This is a genomic window from Amycolatopsis minnesotensis, from assembly GCF_039529815.1.
Classification (GTDB): domain Bacteria; phylum Actinomycetota; class Actinomycetes; order Mycobacteriales; family Pseudonocardiaceae; genus Amycolatopsis; species Amycolatopsis minnesotensis.
Genome location: NZ_BAAANN010000007.1, coordinates 51,699 through 75,204 on the forward strand (window position 1 = coordinate 51,699; position 23,506 = coordinate 75,204).

General features: G+C 73.9%; 1 protein-coding gene. It reads right to left on the reverse strand.

Annotated features, from left to right (window positions below; all coding sequences use genetic code 11):
* Positions 1-11: 11 nt before the first annotated feature.
* Positions 12-23,486, reverse strand: coding sequence for a type I polyketide synthase (locus ABD256_RS10655; protein ID WP_344416259.1), 23,475 nt, complete (start codon positions 23,484-23,486; stop codon positions 12-14).
* Positions 23,487-23,506: the final 20 nt, after the last annotated feature.

The window sequence follows — 23,506 nt, forward strand, 5'->3', positions numbered from 1 at the left end:
CGGATGTCCACTCAGGACTCCAATTCGTTGTCGAGCAGTTGGAACAGCTCGTCGGCACTGGCATCGCTGAGGTCGTCGAGTTCGTCCTCGACCGGCGCCTCGGCCAGGCGCCCGCCCTGCCAGGTCTCCAGCAGTTTCGCCAGCCGCTCGCCGATCTCCGCCCGCGTGCCGTTTTCGGTGCGCAGCGCGCCGAGCAGCCCGTCGAGCCGGTCGATCTCGGCGAGCGCGGATTCCGGTGCGACCGCCACCGGCTCGGCCGCCGGGATCGTCAGCTCGTCGAGCAGGTAGCCGGTCAGCTCGATCGCCGTCGGGTAGTCGAAGACGAGCGTCGCGGGCAGGCGCAGGTCCGTCGCGGAGCCGAGCCGGTTCCGCAGTTCCACCGAGGTCAGCGAGTCGAAGCCGAGTTCGTTGAACGTGCGGTCCGGTGCGACCCCGTCGGCGGACTGGTGTCCCAGCACCGCGGCCACGTGCTCGGACACCACGCCGAGCACGGTTTCCCGGCGCGCGCCGGGCGTCTGCCCGGCGAGCACGTCGGCGAGGGACTTCGCGGCGACCTGCGCCGACGCGGCGGCGCGGCGGCGCGCCGGACCGGCCAGCCCGTGGAACAGTGGCGGAACCTGCTCCGGATTCGCCTGCACGGCCGCGGTGTTGACCTTGACCGGCACGGCCGCCGCCACGCCGGAGCCGAGCGCGGCGTCGAGCATGCCGAGCCCGTCTTCGGCGGTCAGCGGCAGCATCCCGCCGCGGCTCATGCGCGCCACGTCGGTGTCGGTGAGCGCGCTGGTCATGCCGAACTCCGAGGTCCACGGGCCCCATGCCAGCGCCGTCGCGGGCAGCCCCGCGGCACGCCGCCACGCGGCCAGTGCGTCGACCGCGGTGTTGGCGGCCGCGTAGTTGCCCTGCCCGGCGCCGCCGAGCAGCCCGGCCGCGCCGGAGAACAGCACGAAGTGCGTCAGGTCCCGGTCCGCGGTCAGCTCGTGCAGCCAGCGGGCGCCGTCGAACTTCGGTGCCAGCACGCCGTCGATGCGCTCGGCGGTGAGCCCGGCGACCGTCGCGTCGTCGACCACGCCCGCGGTGTGGAACACCGCCGACAGGTCGTCCAGACCATCGAGCACGCGGGCCAGCGAGTCGCGCTGGGACACATCGCACCGTTCGATCCGCACCCGCGCACCGAGTTCGGCCAGCTCGTCCGCCAGCCCGTCCGCGCGGCCGGATCGGCTCAGCAGCACCAGATCTCGCACGCCGTGCTCGACGGCAAGGTGCTTCGCCAGCCGCGACCCGATGCCGCCGGTGCCGCCGGTGACCAGGACCGTGCCGCCGGAAAGCGGGCGCGGCACGGTGACCACGACCTTGCCGACGTGCCGGGCCGCCGCCATGTAGCGGAAGGCGTCGCGGACTCCGCGCGCGTCCCACACCGCGATCGGCAGCGGGGACAGGACGCCGTCCCGCAGCAGGCCCATGATCTCGGCGAGCATCTCGGCGATCCGGTCCGGACCCGCTTCGACCAGGTCGAACGCGTGGTAGGTGACGCCGGACGGGGTCCGCACGTCGGTCTTGCCCATCTCGATGAACCGCCCGCCGGGCTTGAGCATGCCGAGCGAGGCGTCCACGAACTCGCGGGCGAGCGAGTTCAGCACCACGTCGACCTCGCCGAACCGGTCGGCGAACTCGAGCGTGCGCGAGGACGCGATCTGGTCCGCGGTCAGGCCGAGCCGTTCGAGGACGGGCCACTTGCCCGCGCTCGCGGTCCCGACGACCTCCGCGCCCCAGTGCCGCGCGAGCTGCACGGCCGCCATGCCGACACCACCCGCCGCGGCGTGCACCAGCACCCGCTCGCCCTTGGCCAGCTCGCCGAGATCGCGCAGGCCGTACCAGGCGGTGAGGTAGGTGATCGGCACCGACGCGGCGTCGGCGAACGACATCCCCGGCGGGATCGGCGCGAGCATGCGCTGGTCGATCACCGCGGTGGTGCCGAGCGCGCCGGGGAACATGCCGAGCACCCGGTCGCCGATCGAGAACGCGGTCACGCCCTCGCCGACACCGGTCACGACACCGGCGCCTTCGAGCCCGAGCGGGCTGGTTTCGCCGGGGTACATGCCCAGTACGGTGAGCACGTCGCGGAAGTTGAGCCCGGCCGCGCGCACCGAGATCCGGACCTCGCCCTCGCCGGGTTCGGCCGGTTCGTGCGGGAGCACGGTGAGATCGCCGACCGAGCCCGAACCGGACTCGTGCACCCGCCAGTCGCCGGCGGGCAGGATCAGTTCGCCACCGGCACGCGTGAGCGACGGGGTCCAGATCCGGCCCGCCCGAAGCGCGAACTGCGAGGCCCCGGAGGCGAGACCGGCGGCCAGCTCGTCGAGCGAACCGGTGTCGGTGTCGGCCAGTACGACGCGGCCGGGGTTCTCCGCGGCCACGGAGCGCACCAGGCCCCACACCGCGGCACCCGTGACGTCCACCGGGAGCGTCCCGACGGTGGTGCCGTCGTCGAAGGCCACCGCTCCCCTGGTCACCACGAGCAGCGTCGACTCCGTGTTCTCGCCGAGCCAGTCCTGGACCGTGGTGAGGACCCTGGCCAGCTCGTCGTGCACGTCGTCGAAGCCCTCGCCCCGCACGGTGAGGACGAGAACGTCGCCCGGTCGCTCCGGCAGCCCGAGTCCGAGCTGGTCGGGCCCGAGCCGTGCCCAGCCGGTGGTTCCCGGGGTTTCGGGCAGGTCGGTGGCGGTCCACTCCAGTTCGAGCAGCGGCGGTGCCGTGCTGACCTGCTTCGTCGCGGGCGCCGGGCGCATCACGACGCCTTCGGCGGCGAGCACGAGCTGTCCGGTGGTGTCGGTCGCGGTCAGCGAGACGACGTCCGAGCCGGTTTCGGTGAGCCGGACCCGCAGCCGCCGCGCGCCGACCGCGCCGAGGGTGACCCGGTCCCACGAGAACGGCACCCTGGCACCGCCCTCGGAGACGAACACCAGTCCCTGCAACGCGGCGTCCAGCAACGCGGGGTGGACGCCGAAGTCACCGGCGGCCGCCTCCCCTGGCAGCACCACGTCGAGGAAGACCTCGTCGGTGCCGCGCCACGCGGAGGTGAGGCCGCGGAACGAAGGCCCGTAGTCGAACCCGCCCATCGCGAACACTTCGTACAGCTCACTGGTGTCCACTTCGGACGTTTCGGGCGGCGGCCACGCGCCTGCCGCCCACGCGGTGTCCACAGTGGAGTTCGCATGGGCCAGCGCGCCGCTCGCGTGCGGCAGCCATTCGGTGCCGGCGCCCGCCGTCCGCGAGTGGATCTCCACCCGGTTGTCCTCGTCGACGCTGACCTGGATGTCCACCGCCTGGTGCTCGCCGAGCACGAGGGGTGCGGCGATGGTGAGTTCGTCGAGTGCGTCGCAGCCGGTCAGTTCCCCGGCCCGCAAGGCGAGTTCGACGAATCCGGTCGCGGGGAACAGCACCGAGCCCTGGACCACGTGCTCGCCCAGCCACGGGTGCGTGGCCAGTGAGATCCGGCCCGACAGCACCCAGCCGCCTCCGGCGAGACCCACGACCGCACCGAGCAGCGGATGCCCGGTCGCCCCGAGGCCCGCCGCCGACACGTCCCCGGTGCCCACGCGCAGGGTCGGCCAGTACCGGGCGGGCGTGAACGCCCGCGTCGGCAGGTCCGCGTGGCGCGGGTGCAGGTCGGCGAAGGCGCCGTTCCAGTCCACCTCCGCGCCGTGGACCCACAGGTTCGCGAGCGCGGTGAGCACGGCGGTGGGTTCGTCGACACCCTTGCGGCCGGTCGCGGTGACCGGGATCGCGGTGGTGCGGGCGACCATTCCCGCCAGCGCGGCCTTCGGCCCGATCTCCAGCACCAGGTCGGCGTCGAGTGCGCGCACGCCGTCGGCGAACCGGACGGCTTCCCGAACGTGGCGAACCCAATACCCGGGATCGGTCACCAGGCCAGGGGTCACCAGCGTGCCGGTCAGGTTGGAGATCAGCGGCATCGTCGGCTCGCTCAGCCGTAGCCCGGCGATCGCGCGGGCGAACTCGTCGAGCATCGGCTCCATCAACGGCGAGTGGAACGCGTGCGACACGGTGAGCCGCGTGGTCTTGCGGTCCCACCCGGCCACGGTCGCCGCGATCCGCTCCACCGCCTCGACGTCACCGGAGATCACCACAGCGTCGGCGGCGTTCACCGCCGCGATCGAGACGAGGGCTTCCCCCGCCAGCAACGGTTCCACTTCGTCCACCGTGGCCTGAAGCGACACCATCGCCCCACCAGCAGGAAGGCCCTGCATCAAGCTCGCCCGCGCCGACACCAGCGTGCACGCATCCCCCAGCGACACCACCCCGGCCACATGTGCCGCGACGATCTCGCCGACCGAATGGCCCATCACCACCGCCGGGGTGATCCCGAACGACTCCAGCAGCCGGTAGAGCGCGACCTCGAACGCGAACAGAACCGGCTGAGTCACCCCGGTCTCATCCAGCGAATCGCCGGAGAACATCACCTCCCGCACCGGCATGACCGCGTCGATCTCCTCGATCACAGCAGCGAACACCGGGAACCGCCCGGCCAGCTCACGGCCCATCCCCGCCCGCTGCGCACCCTGACCCGAGAACACCACCCCCACCCGGCCATCACCGGACACCCGGCCCCGCACTGCACCAGTGAGAGATTCCAACCCGGCCAGCAACTCCGCACGATCCGCACCAATCACCACCGCACGCTCATCCAACGCGGCACGCTCGGTAGCCAGCGACCAGCCCACATCCACCACCGAACCGGAGTCCTCAGTGGACAACCCGGCCGCGAGCCCGGACGCCTGCGCCACCACACCCGCGTCGTCCCGGCCGGACACCACCCACGGCACCACCGGATCGGCGATCTCGACGTCGGCGCGCTCCGGAACCTCCTCGGCGGGAGCCTGTTCGAGGATGATGTGCGCGTTGGTGCCCGAGATCCCGAACGCCGAGACCCCGGCCCGGCGCGGACGGTCCACCGCGGGCCAGTCCCGCGCCTCGGTCAGCACTTCCACGCCACCGGCCGACCAGTCCACATGCGACGACGGCGAGTCCACGTGCAGCGTGGCGGGAAGAACCCCGCGTTGCAGCGCCGCCACCATCTTCACCACACCGGCGACACCGGCGGCGGCCTGCGTGTGCCCGATGTTGGACTTCACCGAGCCCAGCCACAACGGCTCGTCCCGATCCTGCCCGTAGGTGGCGAGCAACGCCTGCGCCTCGATCGGATCGCCCAGCTTCGTGCCGGTGCCGTGCGCCTCCACCGCGTCCACATCGGACACCTCAAGACCGGCATCCGCCAGCGCCGCACGGATCACCCGCTGCTGCGACGGACCATTAGGCGCCGTCAAACCGTTCGACGCGCCATCGGAGTTCACCGCCGAACCCCGCACCACCGCCAGCACCCGGTGCCCGAGGCGCCGGGCGTCCGAGAGCCGCTCCACCACCAGGACACCGACGCCCTCGGACCAGCCGGTGCCGTCGGCCGCGTCGGCGAACGCCTTGCACCGCCCGTCGCCGGAAAGCCCGCCCTGCTTCGTGAACTCCACCAGCGAACCGGGCGTCGACATGATCGTGACGCCACCCGCCAGCGCGAGCGAGCACTCACCGCGCCGCAGGGACTGCGCCGCCAGGTGCAGCGCCACCAAGGACGACGAGCACGCGGTGTCCACGGTGACCGCGGGACCTTCCGTCCCGAACGTGTAGGCGACCCGGCCCGAGACCACGCTGGCCGCGTTGCCGGTCATCAGGTAGCCCTCGAAGTCGTCGGACGAAGCGAGCAGCATCGAGGTGTAGTCCTGGCCGTTGGACCCGGCGAACACCCCGGCGTCGCGGCCCTGCAGCGACAGCGGGTCGATCCCGGCCCGCTCCAGCGCTTCCCACGAGCATTCGAGCATCAGCCGCTGCTGCGGGTCCATGGCAAGGGCTTCCCGAGGCGAGATCCCGAAGAACCCGGCGTCGAACGCCGAAGCTCCTTGCAGGTAACCACCTTCGCGGGCGCCGCTGGCGCCGGGGCCGTCGCCGTAGAGCACGTCCAGCGGCCAGCCGCGGTCGGTCGGCAACGGGCCGAGCGCGTCCGCACCCGAGTGGACCAGGTCCCACAGCTCGTCCGGCGAGCCGATGCCACCGGGGAAGCGGCAGGCCGCGCCGACGATGACCACCGGATCGTCCACTTCGGACTGGCGAACGACCGGGGCAACGGTAGCGACGGCGGGCTCACCGAGTTCGGCGAGCAGGTGCCGCGTGAGCGCACGCGGGGTCGGGTAGTCGAAGATCAGCGTCGCCGGGAGCCGCAGCCCCGACGCGGCGGTGAGCCGGTTGCGGAAGTCGACCGCGGTCAGCGAGTCGAACCCGAGGTCCGAGAACGCCTTGCGCGGTTCGATCGCGTCCGGTCCGTCGTGCCCGAGCACGAGCGCGGCCTGACCGCGGACGACGTCGAGCACCGCGCGGTCCCGCTCGTCGCCTGCCAGCCCGGCGATCTGCTCTCGCAGCCCGGAAAGCCCCGCCCCCGCACGGTTTTCGGCCGCGGCTTCGGCGGCCGACGCGGCTTCGGGGATCTCCCGGATCAGCGCGCTCGGCCGCAGCGCGGTGAACGCGGGCGCGTAGGTCGGCCAGTCCACCCCCGCCACGGTCAGCGTGGCGTCACCGGAACCGGCCGCGGCGAAGAGCACCTCCATCGCGAGTTCCGGGTCGAGCGCGTGGATACCGCCCTTGCGCTGGCGTTCGGCGACGGCCGCGTTCTGCGCCATCCCCGCCTCGGCCCACGGGCCCCACGCGATCGAGGTCACCGGGAGGCCCAGCCCGGCGCGGTGCTCCGCCAGCGCGTCCAGTGCGGCGTTGGCCGCCGCGTAGTTGCCCTGGCCGGGACCGCCCCACACGCCTGCGGTCGAGGAGAACAGCACGAAGGCTTCGAGCCCGTCGGTCAGTTCGTGCAGGTTCCGCGCGGCGGACACTTTGGGCCGCAGCACCCCGGCGAACTGCTCGACGGTCAGCGATTCGGCGACACCGTCGTCGAGCGTGCCCGCCGCGTGCACGACCGCGGTGAGCGACGGCACCTCGGCCAGTACCGCGGCCAGCGCGTCACGATCGGCGGCGTCGCAGGCCACGACGGTCGCCGAAGCACCGTGCGCCGCCAACCGCGCCACCAGGTCCGCGGCACCGTCGGCGGCCGGCCCGCGCCTGCTGAGCAACAGCAGGTGCTCGGCGCCGGACTCGGCGAGCCGCTCCGCGACGAGGCCGCCCAGCGCGCCGGTGCCACCGGTGACGAGCACGGTGCCCGACGGGCTCCACGGCGTCACCTCGGCCGGTTCGGCGGCGCGCACGAGCCGCCGCACGAACACCCCGGACGAGCGCACGGACACCTGGTCCTCGCCGCCGCCGGAGGTCAGCACGGCCGCGAGCCCGGTCGCGCAGCGCCGGTCCAGCGCGGCGGGCAGGTCGGCGAGACCACCCCAGCGCGCCGGGTTCTCGACCGCGACCACGCGGCCGAAGCCCCACACCAGCGACTGGCCGACCGAGGTCAGCCGGTCGGTGCGCGCCGACGCGGTCGCTTCCCGCGTGACGCACCAGACGGCGCCGGTGACCCCGGCGTCGTCGAGCGCCTGCACCAAGGTCATGGTCCCCGCCAGCCCGGCCGGGACGTCCGCGGCGACCGGGTGCGGCCGCTCGTCGAGCGGCAGCAGGCACAGGATCCCTTCGTAGGCGGCGTTTTCGGCGAACCGCGCCGCCAGCGCCGCCCTGTCCTCAGTGGACGGATCGACGGTCATCGTCTCGAATTCGACGGCGGGCCCGGCGAGCCCGGCGAGCAGGTCACCGGCCCACTCGGACTCGGTGCCGGGGACGACCGCGAGCCAGCGGCCGGTCAGCTTCGCGTCACGGCGTTCGCCGAGCGGCTGCCAGCGAACCCGGTACCGCCAGTCGCGTGCCAGGTTCCGGCGGTCTTCGCCGTGCCGCCACGCGGAAAGCGCCGGGAGCAGTTCGCCAAGCGACGCGTCGGCCGCGACCCCGAGCCGCTCGGACAGCACCGCGGTGTCGGCTTCTTCCACGTACCGCCAGAACTCCGTCGAAACCGCGTCGGCGGTGACGGTGGCCTCCGCCGAACCCGCGCCGTCGCGCAGGGTCGGCCAGAACCGCGCGCGCTGGAACGGATAGGTGGGCAGTGCGGTGCCCGCGCCGTCGAGCACCGGCCCGAAGTCGACCGGCACGCCGCGGACGAACAGCTCGGCCGCGGACAGCAGGAACCGGTCGAGCGAGCCTTCGTCGCGGCGCACGGAGCCGACGACGGCGGGTTCGCTGTCGAGCCCGGCCGCCTCGATCGTTTCCCGGATCGCCATGCCGAGCACCGGATGCGGTCCGGTCTCGACGAACGCGTCGTACCCGGCGGCGAGCAGCGCCCGCGTCGCGGGTTCGAACCGCACGGTCTGGCGGAGGTTCCGGTACCAGTAACCAGCGCCGAGTTCGGCGGTACCGAGCCACTGGTCGTCCACTGTGGAGTAGAACGGCACGGTGCCGGTCCTCGGCTCGATCCCGGCGAGCAGCTCGGCGAGTTCGGCCTCGATGCGTTCGACGTGCGCGGAGTGCGACGCGTAGTCCACCGGGACCCGCTTCGCGCGCGTCCCGGCCGCTTCGCACACGTCCATCAGCTCGTCGAGCGCCTCGGCGTCACCCGCGACGACGGTCGACGCGGGGCCGTTGAGCGCGGCCACGGAGATCCGCCCGTCCCAGCGCCGCAGCAGGTCCTCTGCCTCGGCCTGCCCCGTCGCCAGCGACACCATGCCGCCGAGCCCGGCGATCGAGCCGATCGCCTTGCTGCGCAGGCACACCACCTTCGCGGCGTCGGAAAGGGCCAGTCCACCCGCGACACAGGCGGCGGCGATCTCGCCCTGGGAATGCCCCAGCACCGCGGCGGGCTCGACCCCGTAGGAGCGCCACAGCTCGGCCGTGGCGACCATGACGGCGAACAGCGCGGGCTGCACGACGTCGACCCGGTCGAAACCGGGTGCGCCGGGCGCGCCAGCGAGGACGTCGCGCAGGGACCAGTCGACGAACGGCGCCATGGCCGTCTCGCACGCGGCGATGCGGTCCGCGAACACCGGCGAGGCGGCCATCAGCTCCTCGGCCATCCCGAGCCACTGCGAGCCCTGGCCGGGGAAGACGAACACGGTCTTGCCCGCGAGATCGGCGACACCGCGCACCACCGAAGCGGGCTCGTCGGCCGAACCGAAGGCACGCGCGGCAGCGGCGATCTCGTCGCCCGCGGTGCCGACGACCACGCCGCGGTGCTCCAGCATCGCGCGCGTGGTGGCCAGTGAGAACGCGACATCCGCGAGCACCGTCGCCTCCTGACCGTCCACAAGGGACCCGAGCTGCGCGGCGCGCGCGTCGAGCGCGGCCGGGGCGCTCGCGCTCAGCAGGAACGGCCGCACCGACGGGACCGCGGCGGACTCCGCGCGGCCGGTCGCCGGAGCCTGCTCCAGGATCACGTGCGCGTTGGTGCCGCTCATCCCGAACGAGGAGACCGCGGCACGGCGGGGACGGCCTTCCGCGGTCCACGGCCGGGTTTCGGTGAGCAGCTTGACCGCACCCGCCGTCCAGTCGACGTGCGGCGACGGCGTGTCCGCGTGCAGCGTCCTCGGGAGCTGCTCGTGCTTGAGCGCCTCGACCATCTTGATGATCCCGGCGACCCCGGACGCGGCCTGCGCGTGCCCGATGTTGGACTTCACCGAACCGAGCCACAGCGGCGAAGACTCGTCGTGCCCGGCGCCGTAGGTCGCGAGCAGTGCCCCCGCCTCGATCGGGTCGCCGAGCTTGGTGCCCGTGCCGTGCGCCTCGACGACGTCCACATCGGACGGAGTGAGCCCGGCACCGGCCAGCGCGTGCCGGATGACCCGCTGCTGCGCGGGCCCGTTCGGCGCGGTCAGCCCGTTCGAGGCGCCATCGGAGTTCACCGCGCTGGACCGGATCACGGCCAGCACCTCGTGCCCGTTGCGCTTCGCGTCCGAAAGCCGTTCCAGCACCAGCATTCCGGCGCCTTCACCCCAGCTCGCGCCGTCGGCCGCCGCGGAGAACGGCTTGCTCCGGCCGTCGGCGGCGAGCGCGCGCTGACGGCTGAACTCGATCAGCGAACCGGGCGTCGACATGACGGTGACGCCACCGGCGAGCGCGAGCGAGCAGTCGCCCTGCCGCAGCGACGCGCACGCCCAGTGCAGTGCGACCAGCGACGACGAGCACGCGGTGTCGACGCTGACCGACGGGCCCTGCAACCCGAGGGTGTAGGAGACGCGGCCGGACAGCACGCTGGGCGAGTTCCCGGTGCCGAGGAAGCCTTCGAAGCTGTCGGTCGCGTGCAGCAGGAGGTTCGCGTAGTCCTGGTAGGTCACGCCCGCGAACACGCCGGTGAGGCTGTCGCGCAGGCTGTGCGGGTCGATCCCGGCCCGTTCCAGTGCCTCCCACGAGGTTTCCAGCAGGAGCCGGTGTTGCGGGTCCATCGCGATGGCCTCGCGCGGGGCGATGCCGAAGAACCCGGGGTCGAAGTAGCTGGCGCCGTGCAGGAAGCCGCCTTCGCGGGCGTAGCAGGTGCCCGGCACGTCCGGGTCCGGGTTGTACAGGCCTTCGAGGTCCCAGCCGCGGTCGGTCGGCAGGCTCGAAATCGCGTCTACGCCCTGGGAAACCAGCTCCCACAGCTCTTCCGGGGAGTCCGCGCCGCCGGGGTAGCGGCAGCCCATGCCGACGATCGCGATCGGCTCACCGGAATCGGTCACGGTCACCTTCGGCATCGCCGACGCCTTGCCCTCGCCGAGCAGCTCCTCGCGCAGGTGACCGGCGAGCACGACCGGGGTCGGGTAGTCGAACACCAGCGTCGCGGGCAGCCGGAGGCCGGTCGCGGCGTTCAGCGCGTTGCGGAACTCGACCGCGGACAACGAGGTGAACCCGAGGTCCTTGAACGGCCGCTTGGACTCCACCTGATCGGCGCTGTCGTATTCGAGCACGACCGCGGCCTGCTCGACGACGAGCGCGAGCAGCGCTTCGTCCTGTTCCGCGCGCGCCAGCCCGGAGATCCGCTCGCGCAGCGGGTTCGCGTCCCCGTCCGGCACCGCGGCGGCGCGCACCGAGCGGCGCCCGCCGAACGGGGCTTTCTCCTTGGTGGCAACGGGTTCCGGGGCCGCTTCCGCGGTGCCGCCCGGTACCGCGCGCAGCACGAGCGAGTCCACGGACAGCACGGGCAGGCCCTGACCGTCCACGGCGTGGATGGTGAAAGCGGACTCCCGCCCGGTCGGCCGGATGCGCACGCGCAGCTCGGTCGCCCCGACCGCGAGCAGCCGCACGCCGGTCCAGGCGTAGGGCAGTTTCGCGGTCGGCTCACCGTCCGCCGCGCTGAAGTCGAGCGTGTGCAGGGCCGCGTCCAGCAGCGCCGGGTGCAGCCCGAAGGACCGCGCCTCCTTGGCGGCGGGCAGCCGCACCTGGGCGTAGAGGTCCCCGCCGAGCCGCCACACCGAATCCAGACCGCGGAACAACTGCCCATAGTCGACACCGCGGGCGGCGAACCGGTCGTACACGCCTTCCACGTCGACGGCTTCCGCACCGGCCGGGGGCCAGGTAGCGAACTCGGACTCGGCGAAGGGCACGTCGTCCTCGGCACCGAGCATCACGGTCCCGTGCCGCACCCACGGCCGCGCGGTGTCACCGGAGGGCTCGGGCCGCGAGTACACGCGCGCGACGCCCGCGGCGCGCTCGACCCTGACCTGGAGCTGGACGGCACCGTCCTCGGGGAGCACGAGCGGCTGTTCGAGCACGAACTCCTCGACCGTGCCGAGCCCGGCCCGGTCCCCGGCGAGCACGGCCAGTTCGAGGAACGCCGTGCCGGGGAACAGGATCCGGCCGGAGACCCGGTGCTCGGCGAGCCACGGATGCGTCGACACGGACAGCCGCGAGGTGAGCACGAACCCGTCGTCACCGTCGACCGGAACGACCGCGGCCGACAGCGGGTGCCCGGCGGGCTCCTGGCCCAGCGCGGACAGGTCGCCGCGCGCGGGTCCCGGCGTCAGCCAGTAGCGGCTCCGCTGGAAGGCGTAGGTCGGCAAGTCGACATCGCGCCCGGCACCGCCGACGGCGGCCCAGTCCACGTCGACGCCTTCGACGTGCAGCTTCGCCAGCGCGGCGGCCAGCGCGTCGGCCTCGTCGCGATCGCGGCGCCCCACGGCGACGACCGGCGCCTCGCCCCGCACGGTTTCGGACACCATCGACGTCAGCGCGGCATCCGGGCCGACCTCGACGAAGCAGTCCACGCCCTGCGCGCGCAGGGACTCCACACCGGCGGCGAACCGGACGGCTTCGCGCACGTGCCGGACCCAGTAGCCCGCGCTCCGCAGCTCGTCGCCGGTCGCGAGCGCGCCGGTGACGTTCGAAACCACCGGCAGTTCCGGTGCGCGGTACGCGATTCGCCCGGCGATCCCGGCGAACTCGGCCAGCATCGGCTCCATCAGGTGCGAGTGGAACGCGTGGCTCACCCGCAAGCGCTGGGTGCGGCGGCCGAGCGCGCGCACCTGGTCCACCACGGCCAGCACGGCGTCCTCGGTCCCGGAGACCACGACGGCCTTCGGCCCGTTGACCGCGGCGATGCCCACCTCGGCACCGAGGAACCCGCGCACCTCGTCCTCGTCGGCTTCCAGCGCGGCCATCGCCCCGCCGTCCGGCAAAGCCTGCATCAACCTGCCTCGCGCGGCGACCAGTTCGGCCGCGTCGGCCAGGTCGAGGATCCCGGCGACGTGCGCCGCGGTCAGCTCGCCGATGGAGTGTCCACAGAGGAACTCCGGCCGCACCCCGAAGGATTCCAGCAACCGGAACAGCGCGACCTCGACCGCGAACAGCCCGGCCTGGGTGTACTGCGTCCGGTCCACCAGGCCCTCGTCCGACAGCGCCGTCCGCAGTGGACGGTCGAGGTGCCGGTCGAGATGCGCGCACACCTCGTCGTAGGCGTCCGCGAACACGCGGTGCCGCGCGTAGAGCGCCTCACCCATCCCGGCGCGCTGGGCGCCCTGCCCGGAGAAGACGAACGCGACCGTCCTCGGCTCCGACTCCCCGCGCACGAGCTGCGCCGACGGGGTGTCGTCCACCAGCGCGCGCAGGCCGGACAGCAGCTCGTCGCGGTCGTGACCGCGCACCACCGCGCGGTGTTCGAAATGGCCGCGGCGGGTCGCCAGCGACCACGCCACCGCCACGGGGCCGGCCTCTTCCACGACTTTCAGCACCGCTTCGGCGTTGGCCCGCAAAGCGGCCCGGCTGCGGCCGGAAACCAGCAACGGCAGCGAGGAAGCCGGCTCGGCCTCGGCCTTTTCCGGCTCCGCGGGCGGTTCTTCGATGATCACGTGCGCGTTCGTCCCGCTCACGCCGAACGCGGAGACACCCGCGCGGCGCGGCCGGTCACCGGCGGGCCACTCGTGTGCCCGCTCGGCGAGCACGACGGCACCCCGGCCCCAGTTGACGTGCGGGGTCGGCTCGTCGACGTGCAGGGTGGCGGGCACGAGATCGTGCTGGAGCGCCAGCACCATCTTGAGCACCCCGGCCGCACCGGCGGCGGCCTGCGTGTGCCCGATGTTCGACTTCACCGAACCGAGCAGGAGCGGGCGTTCCCGGTGCTGCCCGTAGGTCTCCAGCAGCGCCTGCGCTTCGATCGGGTCGCCGAGCCTGGTGCCCGTGCCGTGCGCCTCGACGACGTCCACATCGGACGGTGCGAGCCCGGCACCGGCCAGTGCCTGCCGGATGACCCGCTGCTGCGCGGGGCCGCTCGGCGCGGTCAGCCCGTTCGACGCGCCGTCGGAGTTCACCGCGCTGCCCTTGACCACGGCCAGCACCCGGTGCCCGTTGCGGCGCGCGTCGGACAGGCGCTCCACCAGCACCATGCCCGCGCCCTCGGCCCAGCCGGTGCCGTCCGCGGCGGCGGCGAAGGCCTTGCACCGGCCGTCCGCGGCGAGGCCGCGCTGCCGGGAGAACTCGACGAACGCGCCCGGCGTCGCCATCACGGTGACACCACCGGCGAGTGCGAGCGAGGCTTCACCGCGTCGCAGTGCCTGTACCGCCAGGTGCAGTGCCACCAGCGAAGACGAGCACGCCGTGTCGACGGTGAGCGCCGGGCCCTGGAGGCCGAGCGTGTAGGCGACCCGGCCGGACAGCACGCTGCCCGCGCCGCCGGTCATCAGGTAGCCCTCGACGCCCTCGGGGACGTCGTCCACGCCGAGGCCGTAGCCGGAAGCGCCCGCGCCGATGAACACCGCGGTGTCGCTCCCCCGCAGCGCCGAGGGCACGATCCCGGCGCGCTCGAACGCCTCCCACGCGGTCTCCAGCACGAGCCGCTGCTGCGGGTCCGTGGCGAGCGCCTCGCGCGGGCTCATTCCGAAGAACGCCGCGTCGAACTCGCCGACGCCGTCCACGAAACCGCTCTCGCGGGCATAGGACTTGCCCGGCACGCCCTCGCGCGGGTCGTACAGGCTGCTCCAGTCCCAGCCCCGGTCCACCGGGAACGCGCCGATGGCGTCGCCGCCGCCGGAAACCAGGTCCCAAAGCTGTTCGGGGCTGCCGACACCACCGGGGTACCGGCAGCTCATGCCGACGATGACGATCGGGTCGTCGTGCACAGTGTCCACATCGGACGCGGCGACGGGAGCAGCGGCCTCTTCGCCACTGGTCCCGAGCAGGTCCTCCAGGTGGGCGGCGAGCGCGGCCGGGGTCGGGAAGTCGAACACGAGCCCGACCGGCAGCTCGAGCCCGGTGCGCCCGCTCAGCGCGTTGCGCAGCTCGACCGCGGTGAGCGAGTCGAAGCCGAGATCGGCGAACGCGGAATCCGCGCGCACCGCGTCCGCACCGGTGTGCCCGAGCACGCTGGCGGCGAGCGAGCGGACGAGATCGAGCAGGAAGCGCCTGCGCTCCACCGAAGTCAGCCCGGCCAGCTCGCCCTGTTCGGCGGGAGCCGCCGCCGGTGCGGCCGGGGTTTCCGGCTCCATTGTGGACAGAAGCGGGCTCGGGCGGCGAAGAGTGAATGCGGGCAGGAAGCGGTCCCAGTCGACGTCGGCGACCACGAGCCCGGCGACGCCGGACCCGATCGCGCCTTCCAGCGCGAGCAGCGCCTGCTCCGGGCGGAGCAGGGTGAGCCCGGCGCGTTCGAGGTTCTCCGCCGCGCCGTCGGCCGCGGCCATGCCGCCCTCGGCCCACGGGCCCCACGCCACCGAGGTCGCGGCCGCACCGCGGGCACGACGTCGTTCGGCGAGCGCGTCGAGGTGGGCGTTGGCGGCCGCGTAGGCGCTCTGCCCGCCGCTGCCCCATGCCGCCGCGACCGACGAGAACAGCACGAACGCGTCCAGGTCGTCCCCGGCCAGCTCGTCGAGGTGATCGGCGCCGAGGGTCTTGGCGGCGAGCACCGCGGCGGCCGCGTCCTCGTCCAGTTCGGCGATCGGGGTCGCGTCGACGACACCGGCCGCGTGGAACACGGCCGTGAGGTCCCCGATGCCACCGATCAGCTCGGCCACGGCAGCGCGGTCGGCGACATCGCAGGACGCGATGGTCACGCGAGCGCCCGCCTCGGTCAGCTCGGCCTCCAGCTCGGCCGCGCCAGGGGCCGCCGCGCCACGACGGCTGGTGAGCACCAGGTGCTCCGCGCCGTGGGTGGCGAGCCACCGCGCGACGTGCGCGCCGATCCCGCCGGTACCGCCGGTGACCAGCACCGTGCCATTGGCCGTCCACAGTGGACACTGCGGATTCTGTGGATTCTGCGATCGTGACGCGCGGGTGAGCCTTCGCACGAAGCATCCCGAAGCCCGCACCGCGACCTGGTCCTCCGGCCCGGACAGCACCGAGCAGAGCCGGTCGAGCGCGCGCCCGTCCACTGCGGCGGGCAGGTCGACCAGCCCGCCCCAGCGCCGCGGCGACTCCAGCGCGGCGACCCTGCCGAAGCCCCAGACCTGGGCGGCCCCGACGTCGGTGAGCGGATCGGACCTGCCGATCGACACCGCACCCGTCGTCACCGTCCACAACGGACTTTCGATCCCGGCTCCGGCCAGTTCCCGAAGGGTGCGCAGGGTTTCGGGGAGACCGTGCTCACCCGGTGCGAACAGGATTCCGTCGGGGGCGCCACCGAGCGTGGTCGACACCTCCGCGCCCCGTGCGGCGAGCCCGTCCGCGAGCTGGGCGGTGACCGGCGCGTCGCCGAGGACGAGCCAGCGGCCCGAGATCCCGCCGCTGATCGTCGCGGGCTGCCAGGTCGCCTGGTAGCGCAGGCCCTCGACGGCGTCGCGGGTGCCGCGGTACCGGTGCCAGGACGCGAGCGCGGGCAGCACCCGCGCCAGCGCGTCGCGTTCACCGGTGCCGAGGTCCAGTTCCGCGCCGAGTTCGTCGGCCTCGCCCGCGCTCACCCTGGCCCAGAACTCGCCGTCGGCGGTGGCCGTCGCGGCGGCCCGGCGCAGGCGCGGCCAGAACCGCTCGGCCTGGAACGGGTAGGTCGGCAGCTCGACCGGGCCGGATCCCCCCGGCCCGAACGCGTTCGCGGCATCGAAGGCGACGCCGTGCACGTGCAGTTTCGCCAGCGCGCCCCGCACCGAGCGAGGCTCGTCGGCTTCGCGCAGCAGCGGCACGGTGACCGCGTCCTGATCGGACACCAGCCCGCTCAGCGCCTTGCCAGGACCGACCTCGACGTACCGGGTCACACCCTCGTTCGCCAGCGCCGCCAGCCCGTCGGCGAACCGCACCGGGCGGCGGACGTGCTCGGCCCAGTACGACGGCGTGCGCAGTTCCGCCGCCGTCGCCCGCGCGCCGGTGAGGTTGGAGATCAGCGGGATCTCCGGCTCGCCGAACGAGATCCCGGCCAGCACGGCGCGGAACTCGTCGAGCACCGGGTCCATCAGGCGCGAGTGGAAGGCATGGCCGACGCGCAGGCGCTTGACCTGGTGGCCCTCGCCCGAAAGCAGCTCCGCGGCTTCCTCGATCGCGCTCGCCGCACCGGAAAGCACCACCGAGTCCGGCGCGTTGACCGCCGCGAGGTCCACCGGAAGGTCCGCGACCTTGGCGACGACCTCGTTTTCCGGCGCGCGGACCGAAAGCATCGCGCCGTCAACCGGCGCGGCGTGCATCAGCCGCCCGCGCGCGGCGACGAGCCGTGCCGCGTCGGGCAGGCTCAGCACCCCGGACACGTGCGCGGCGGTCAGCTCGCCGATCGAGTGCCCGGTCAGCACGTCCGGCCGCAGGCCGTGGTGCGCCAGCAGCCGGAACAGCGCCGTTTCGACGGCGAACAGGGCGGGCTGCGTGTGATCGGTCCGGTCGAGCGACTCGGGGTCCTCGCCGGTGAGCAGGAGGTCGCGAAGCGAAATTCCGAGCTGGGGCTCGAACGCCGCGCACACCTCGTCCAGCGCCTCGGCGAAAACGGCCGACGTGGCGTAGAGGCCCCGGCCCATGCCGATGCGCTGCGCGCCCTGGCCGGGGAACAGGAACGCCACCTTGCCGGTGCGCGCCGTGCCGGTCAGCGCGCCGCCGTCCGCGGCGGCACGCAGCCCGGCGGCCAGTTCGGCGGCGTCGTCGCCGAGCACGGCGATGCGGTGGTCGAACGCGGCGCGGGTGCTCAGCAGCGCGCTGGCGATGTCGCGCACCCGTGCGCCCGGGTCTTCCGCCAGCGGCAGCAACGCGGCCGCCTGCGCGCGGGCCGCCGCCTCCGACCGTCCGGAAAGGACCCACACCGCGGGACCGTCCTGCGGCGCTTCGGCCGCGGGCGGCTCGTCCGGCAGTTCGTCCGGCAGTTCGAGAATGACGTGCGCGTTGGTCCCGCTGACCCCGAACGCGGACACCGCGGACCGGCGGGGGCGGCCGGTCTCCGGCCAGGCGAGGGATTCGGCCAGCACGCGGACGCCGCCGCGCGACCAGTCGACCCGCGGTGAGGGCTCGTCGACGTGCAGGCTCCGCGGCGCCACCCCGGCGCGCATGGCCAGCACCATCTTGAGCACCCCGGCCACGCCGGAGGCGGCCTGGGTGTGCCCGATGTTGGACTTCACCGAGCCGACCAGCAGCGGCTCCCCGTGCCGGTCGCGGCCGTAGGTGTCGAGCAGCGCCTCCGCCTCGATCGGGTCGCCGAGCGAGGTGCCGGTGCCGTGCGCCTCGACCACGTCCACATCGGACGGTGCGAGCCCGGCGCCGGCGAGCGCGTCGGTGATGACCCGCTGCTGCGCGCGCCCGTTCGGCGCGGTCAGCCCGTTGCTGGCGCCGTCGGAGTTCACCGCGGTGCCCTTGACGACGGCGAGCACCGGATGCCCGAGCCGCCGCGCGTCGGAAAGGCGTTCGAGCGCGAGGACGCCGACGCCCTCGCCCCAGCCGGTGCCGTCGGCGGCGGCCGCGAACGGCTTGCACCGCCCGTCCGCGGCGAGCCCGCCCTGCCTGGCGAACTCGACGTAGGCGCCGGGCGTGCTCATCACGGTGGCGCCGCCGGCGAGCGCGGTCGAGCACTCGCCGCGCCGCAGCGCCTGGCAGGCCAGGTGGAGTGCGACGAGCGAGGCCGAGCACGCGGTGTCGACGGTGAGCGCGGGGCCCTGCAGGCCGAGCGCGTAGGCGATCCGTCCGGAAAGGACACTCGCCGCGCTGCCGGTACCGGCGTGCCCCGCCAGGTCCTCTTCGGACCGTTCCAGCAGTGCCGGGTAGTCCTGCCCGTTGGTGCCGAGGAACACGCCGACGCGGTCGCCGCGCACCGAGGTGGGGTCGATACCGGCCCGCTCCAGTGCCTCCCACGAGGTCTGGAGCAGCAGGCGCTGCTGCGGGTCCATCGCGAGCGCTTCACGGGGCGAGACACCGAAGAACGCGGCGTCGAACCCGGCGATGTCGTCGAGGAAACCGCCTTCGGCCGCGTACCCGCCGCCGATGTCGAGCGCGTCCCAGCCGCGGTCGGCGGGGAACGGCACGAGCGCGTCCACCTCGTCGTCGACGAGGCGCCAGAACTGCTCGGGGGTTTCGACGCCGCCGGGGAAGCGGCAGCCCGCCCCGATGATCGCGATCTCGTCTTCTCCGCCATCCACAACGGACACAGCGGGCACCGCGGGCACCGCGGCAGCGGTGCCGGCACCGTCGCCGAACTCGTCGGCGAGGTGGCGCGCCAGCTCCGCCGGGGTCGGGAAGTCGAACACCAGGCCCGCGGGCAGCCGCAGGCCGGTCACCGCGGTCATCGCGTTGCGGAACTCGACCGCGGTCAGCGAGTCGAACCCGTTGTCGCGGAAGGACTGCGCGGCTTCGATCCGGTCGGCGCCGGAGTGGCCGAGCGCGGCCGCCGCCTGCGTGCGGACGATCTCGGTGAGCGCGGCGAGCCGGTCCCCGGCGGACATGGCCCGCAGCCGCGCGGCCTCGCCGTCCTCGGCCTTCCCCGTGGGCACCGCCTCGGTGACGGCCGCCTCCGGGATCTCGGACAGCAGCGCCGAAGCACGCGGGGACGGGGACGAGCCGAACCGCGACCAGTCGAGGTCGGCGATCGCGACGGTGCCGTCGCCGCCGGGTGCCGCGACCGCGTCCAGCAGTGCGGCGCAGGCGAGTTCCGGTGCCATCGGCGGGGTTCCGGCGCGGCGCAGGTGCCGCGAGACGGTGGCGTCGTCAGCCATCCCGCCCTCGGCCCACGGGCCCCAGGCGATCGAGGTCGCGGGCAGGCCCTCCGCGCGGCGCGCGCGGGCCAGTGCGTCCAGGTAGGCGTTCGCGGCGGCGTAGTTGCCCTGTCCGGACGAGCCGACGGTGGCCGCCAGCGAGGAGAAGAGCACGAACGACGACAGGTCGAGGTCTCGGGTCAGCTCGTGCAGGTGCCGGGCGGCGTCGGCCTTCGGCCGCAGCACCGCGGCGAACCGGTCCGGGGTCAGCGCGGTGAGCACGCCGTCGTCGACCACGCCCGCGGTGTGCACCACCGAGGTCAGCGGGACGGCCGGGTCGATCCCCGCGAGCAGCGCTTCGAGCTGCGCGCGGTCACCGGTGTCGCACGAGGCGATCGTGACGCGGGCACCGGCCGCGGTGAGCTCGGCGGCCAGGTCGTCCGCGCCGGGCGCGTCCGCGCCCCGGCGGCTGACCAGCAGGAGGTGTTCCGCGCCGCGCGCGGCGAGCGCGCGGGCGACGTGCGCGGCGAGCGCGCCGGAACCGCCGGTGATCAGGGTCGTCCCGGTGGACCACGAGCCGGGGTCGCGCAGCGGCGACGGGGCTCGGCGCACCAGCCTGCGGCCGAACACTCCCGAGCCGCGGATCGCGAACTGGCTTTCCGAGGCGGTCGCGAGACAGGCGGCGAGCCGGTCACCCGCGAGCTCGTCGAACTGTTCGGGCAGGTCGATCAGGCCACCGGCGCGGTCGGGCTCTTCGAGTGCGAGCACCTGGCCGAAGCCCCACGCGGTCGCCCGCACCGGCGCCGGAACCGGGTCGGTCCGCCCGGTCGAGACGGCACCGCGCGTCAGGATCCAGAGCGCCGCGCCCGCGTCGAGGTCGCCGAGTGCCTGCGCCAGTGCCGCGGTCAACGACAGGCCGGGCCACTCCGACGGGTGCGTGCGCTCGGGTGCCATGCCCAGCAACGAGACGACGCCGTCGAAACCGTCCACAGCGGACAGTGCTTCGCGCAGGGCCGCCCTGGAGTCCGGAGTGGACTCATCGACCTCGACCGGGACGGCCGTCGCGCCCGCCTTCCGCAGCGCGGCCGACACGTCCGCCACCTCCGGCGCGCCGCCGGCGCTCACCACGAGCCAGGTGCCGGTCAGCGAAGGGGCGGCGGTTTCGGTGCCGCGCCAGGAAATCTGGTAGCGCCAGTCCTCCACGAGGTGGCGGCCGCGGCGCTCGCCGAGCCAGTACGTCTCGTGCTCGAACGGCGAGAGCGGCAGGTCGGTGACGGTCGCGGCGGGGAACACCGCGTCCCACGACAGCGAAACCCCGTCGACGTGCAGGCCCGCGACCGCGGCGGCCAGCGCGGCGTCCTCGGCACGGTCCGCGCGGCCGGTGGTGACGACGAACGGCTCGCGGTCACCCGGTGCCACCGGCTCCTGTTCGAGGCATTCGGTGATGGCACCCGCGAGCGCCGCGGTCGGCCCCACCTCGACGAACCGGCGCACGCCGCGCGCGAACAGCGTCCGCACGCCGTCGGCGAAGCGCACTGCCCGGCGCAGGTGCGAAACCCAGTACTCGGCGGTGTCGAGCCCTTCGGCGATTTCACCGGTCACGTTCGAGACGATCGGGATCCGCGGTGCCCGGTAGGCGATCCCGCCCGCGACGGCGCGGAACTCGTCGAGCACCTCGTCCATGTGCGCGGAGTGGAACGCGTGGCTCACCCGGAGGCGGCGGGTGCGCAGGCCGCGCTCCTCGGCGCGGCGGATCACTTCGGTGATCGCGTCTTCGTCACCCGAGACGACCGTGGCGGCGGGCCCGTTGACGGTGGCGATCTCGGCGGCCAGCCCGTCCAGCAACCCGGCCGCATCCGCTTCGCCGGTGCGCAGCGACACCATCGCGCCGCGCCGCTCGACGGACTGCATGAGCCGTCCGCGCGCGGCGACCAGGCGGCACGCGTCCGGCAGCGACAGCACGTCCGCGACGTGCGCGGCGGTCAGCTCGCCGATCGAGTGTCCGATGAGGAACGCGGGCTCGACGCCGTAGGAGTGCAGGGTGCGGGAGAGCGCGACCTCGAACGCGAACAGCGCGGCCTGGGTGTAGACGGTCTGGTCGAGTTCGCTGTCGTCGGCGAACATCAGCGCGCGCAGGTCGACGCCCAGTTCGGCGTCCAGGTGCCCGCACACCTCGTCCAGCGCGGCGGCGAAGACCGGCACCTCCGCGTGCAGCAGCCGCCCCATGCCCGCGCGCTGCGCGCCCTGGCCGGAGAAGACCAGCGCGAGCTTGCCGCCCCGCGCGATCCCGGCCGGCACCGCGTGCGGCGAGGTCAGGCCGTCGGCGACGGCGCGAAGGCCCTCGGCCAGTTCGTCGGCCGAACCGCCGGTGACCGCGGCCCGGTGCGGCAGCGCGGCACGCGTGGTGGCCAGCGAGTACCCGATCGCGGCGAGATCGGCGTTCCCGGTGAGGTGGCCGAGCATCGCGCGCGCCCGCGAAGCGAGCGCGGTGCGGGTGCGCCCGTGCAGGACCCACGGCACCACCGAAGGCGCCGGGACAACGTCCGCGGCGGACTCCTCGACCGGGGGTGCCGACTCGATGATCAGGTGCGCGTTGGTGCCGCTCACGCCGAAGGCGGAAACACCGGCGCGGCGCGGGGTCTCCGATTCGGGCCACGCCTCGTTGCCGGTCAGCAGCGAGACGGACCCGGCCGACCAGTCCACTTTGGACGTGGGATTGGCCGAGTACCGGGACTTCGGCAGCGTTTCGGCGCGCAGCGCCATGACCATCTTGATCACACCGGCGACCCCGGCGGCGGCCTGGGTGTGCCCGATGTTCGACTTGACCGTGCCGAGCCGCAGCGGCCGCTCGCGGTGCCGCCCGTAGGTGGCGAGCAGCGCCTGCGCTTCGATCGGGTCGCCGAGCGTGGTCGCGGTGCCGTGCGCCTCCACGACGTCCACATCGGACGGTGCGAGCCCGGCGTTGTCGAGTGCCTGCGTGATCACGCGCTGCTGCGCCGCCATCGACGGCGCGGTCAGCCCGTTGCTCGCGCCGTCGGAGTTGACCGCGGACCCGCGCAGCACGGCGAGCACCCGGTGCCCGCGGCGGCGGGCGTCGGAAAGCCGTTCCAGCACGAGCACGCCGGCGCCCTCGCCCCAGCCGGTGCCCGCCGCGTCGTCGGAGAACGCGTGGCAGCGCCCGTCCGGGGAGAGCCCGCCCTGGCGGGCGAACTCCTCGAAGGCCATCGGCACCGCCATCACGGCGACGCCGCCCGCGAGCGCGGTCGAGCACTCGCCCGCGCGCAGCGCCTGCGCCGCCATGTGCAGCGCGACGAGCGACGACGAGCACGCCGTGTCCACGGTGACGGCGGGCCCTTCCAGGCCCATCGTGTAGGCGATGCGGCCGGAAAGCACCGCGCCGGAAAGCCCGGTCAGCAGGTGCCCTTCGCTGCCCTCGGACTCGGTGTCCGGCGACGCGGCATACCCCGACGGGCCCGCGCCGATGAACACGCCGGTCCTGGTGCCGCGCAGGGTGCCCGCGTCGAGCCGTGCCTGCTCGACGGCCTCCCACACGACCTCCAGCAGCACCCGCTGCTGCGGGTCCATCGCGAGCGCCTCGCGCGGCCCGATCCCGAAGAACCCGGCGTCGAAGTCGCCGACGTCGTGCAGGAAACCGCCCTGCTGCCCGTCGAACGCGGCCAGGTCCCAGCCGCGGTTCTCCGGGAAGCCGCCGATCGCGTCGCCGCCGGAGGCCACCAGGTCCCACAGCTTTTCGGGGGTGTGCGCGCCGCCGGGGTACCGGCAGGCCATGCCCACGATCGCGATGGGCTCGCGTGCCCGCTCCTCGGTCTCGCGCAACCGTTCACGGGTTTCGGCGAGATCCGCCGTGACCCACTTCAGGTAGTCCCGCAGTTTCTGTTCGTTCACGCTCGGCACCTCGTCTGGAT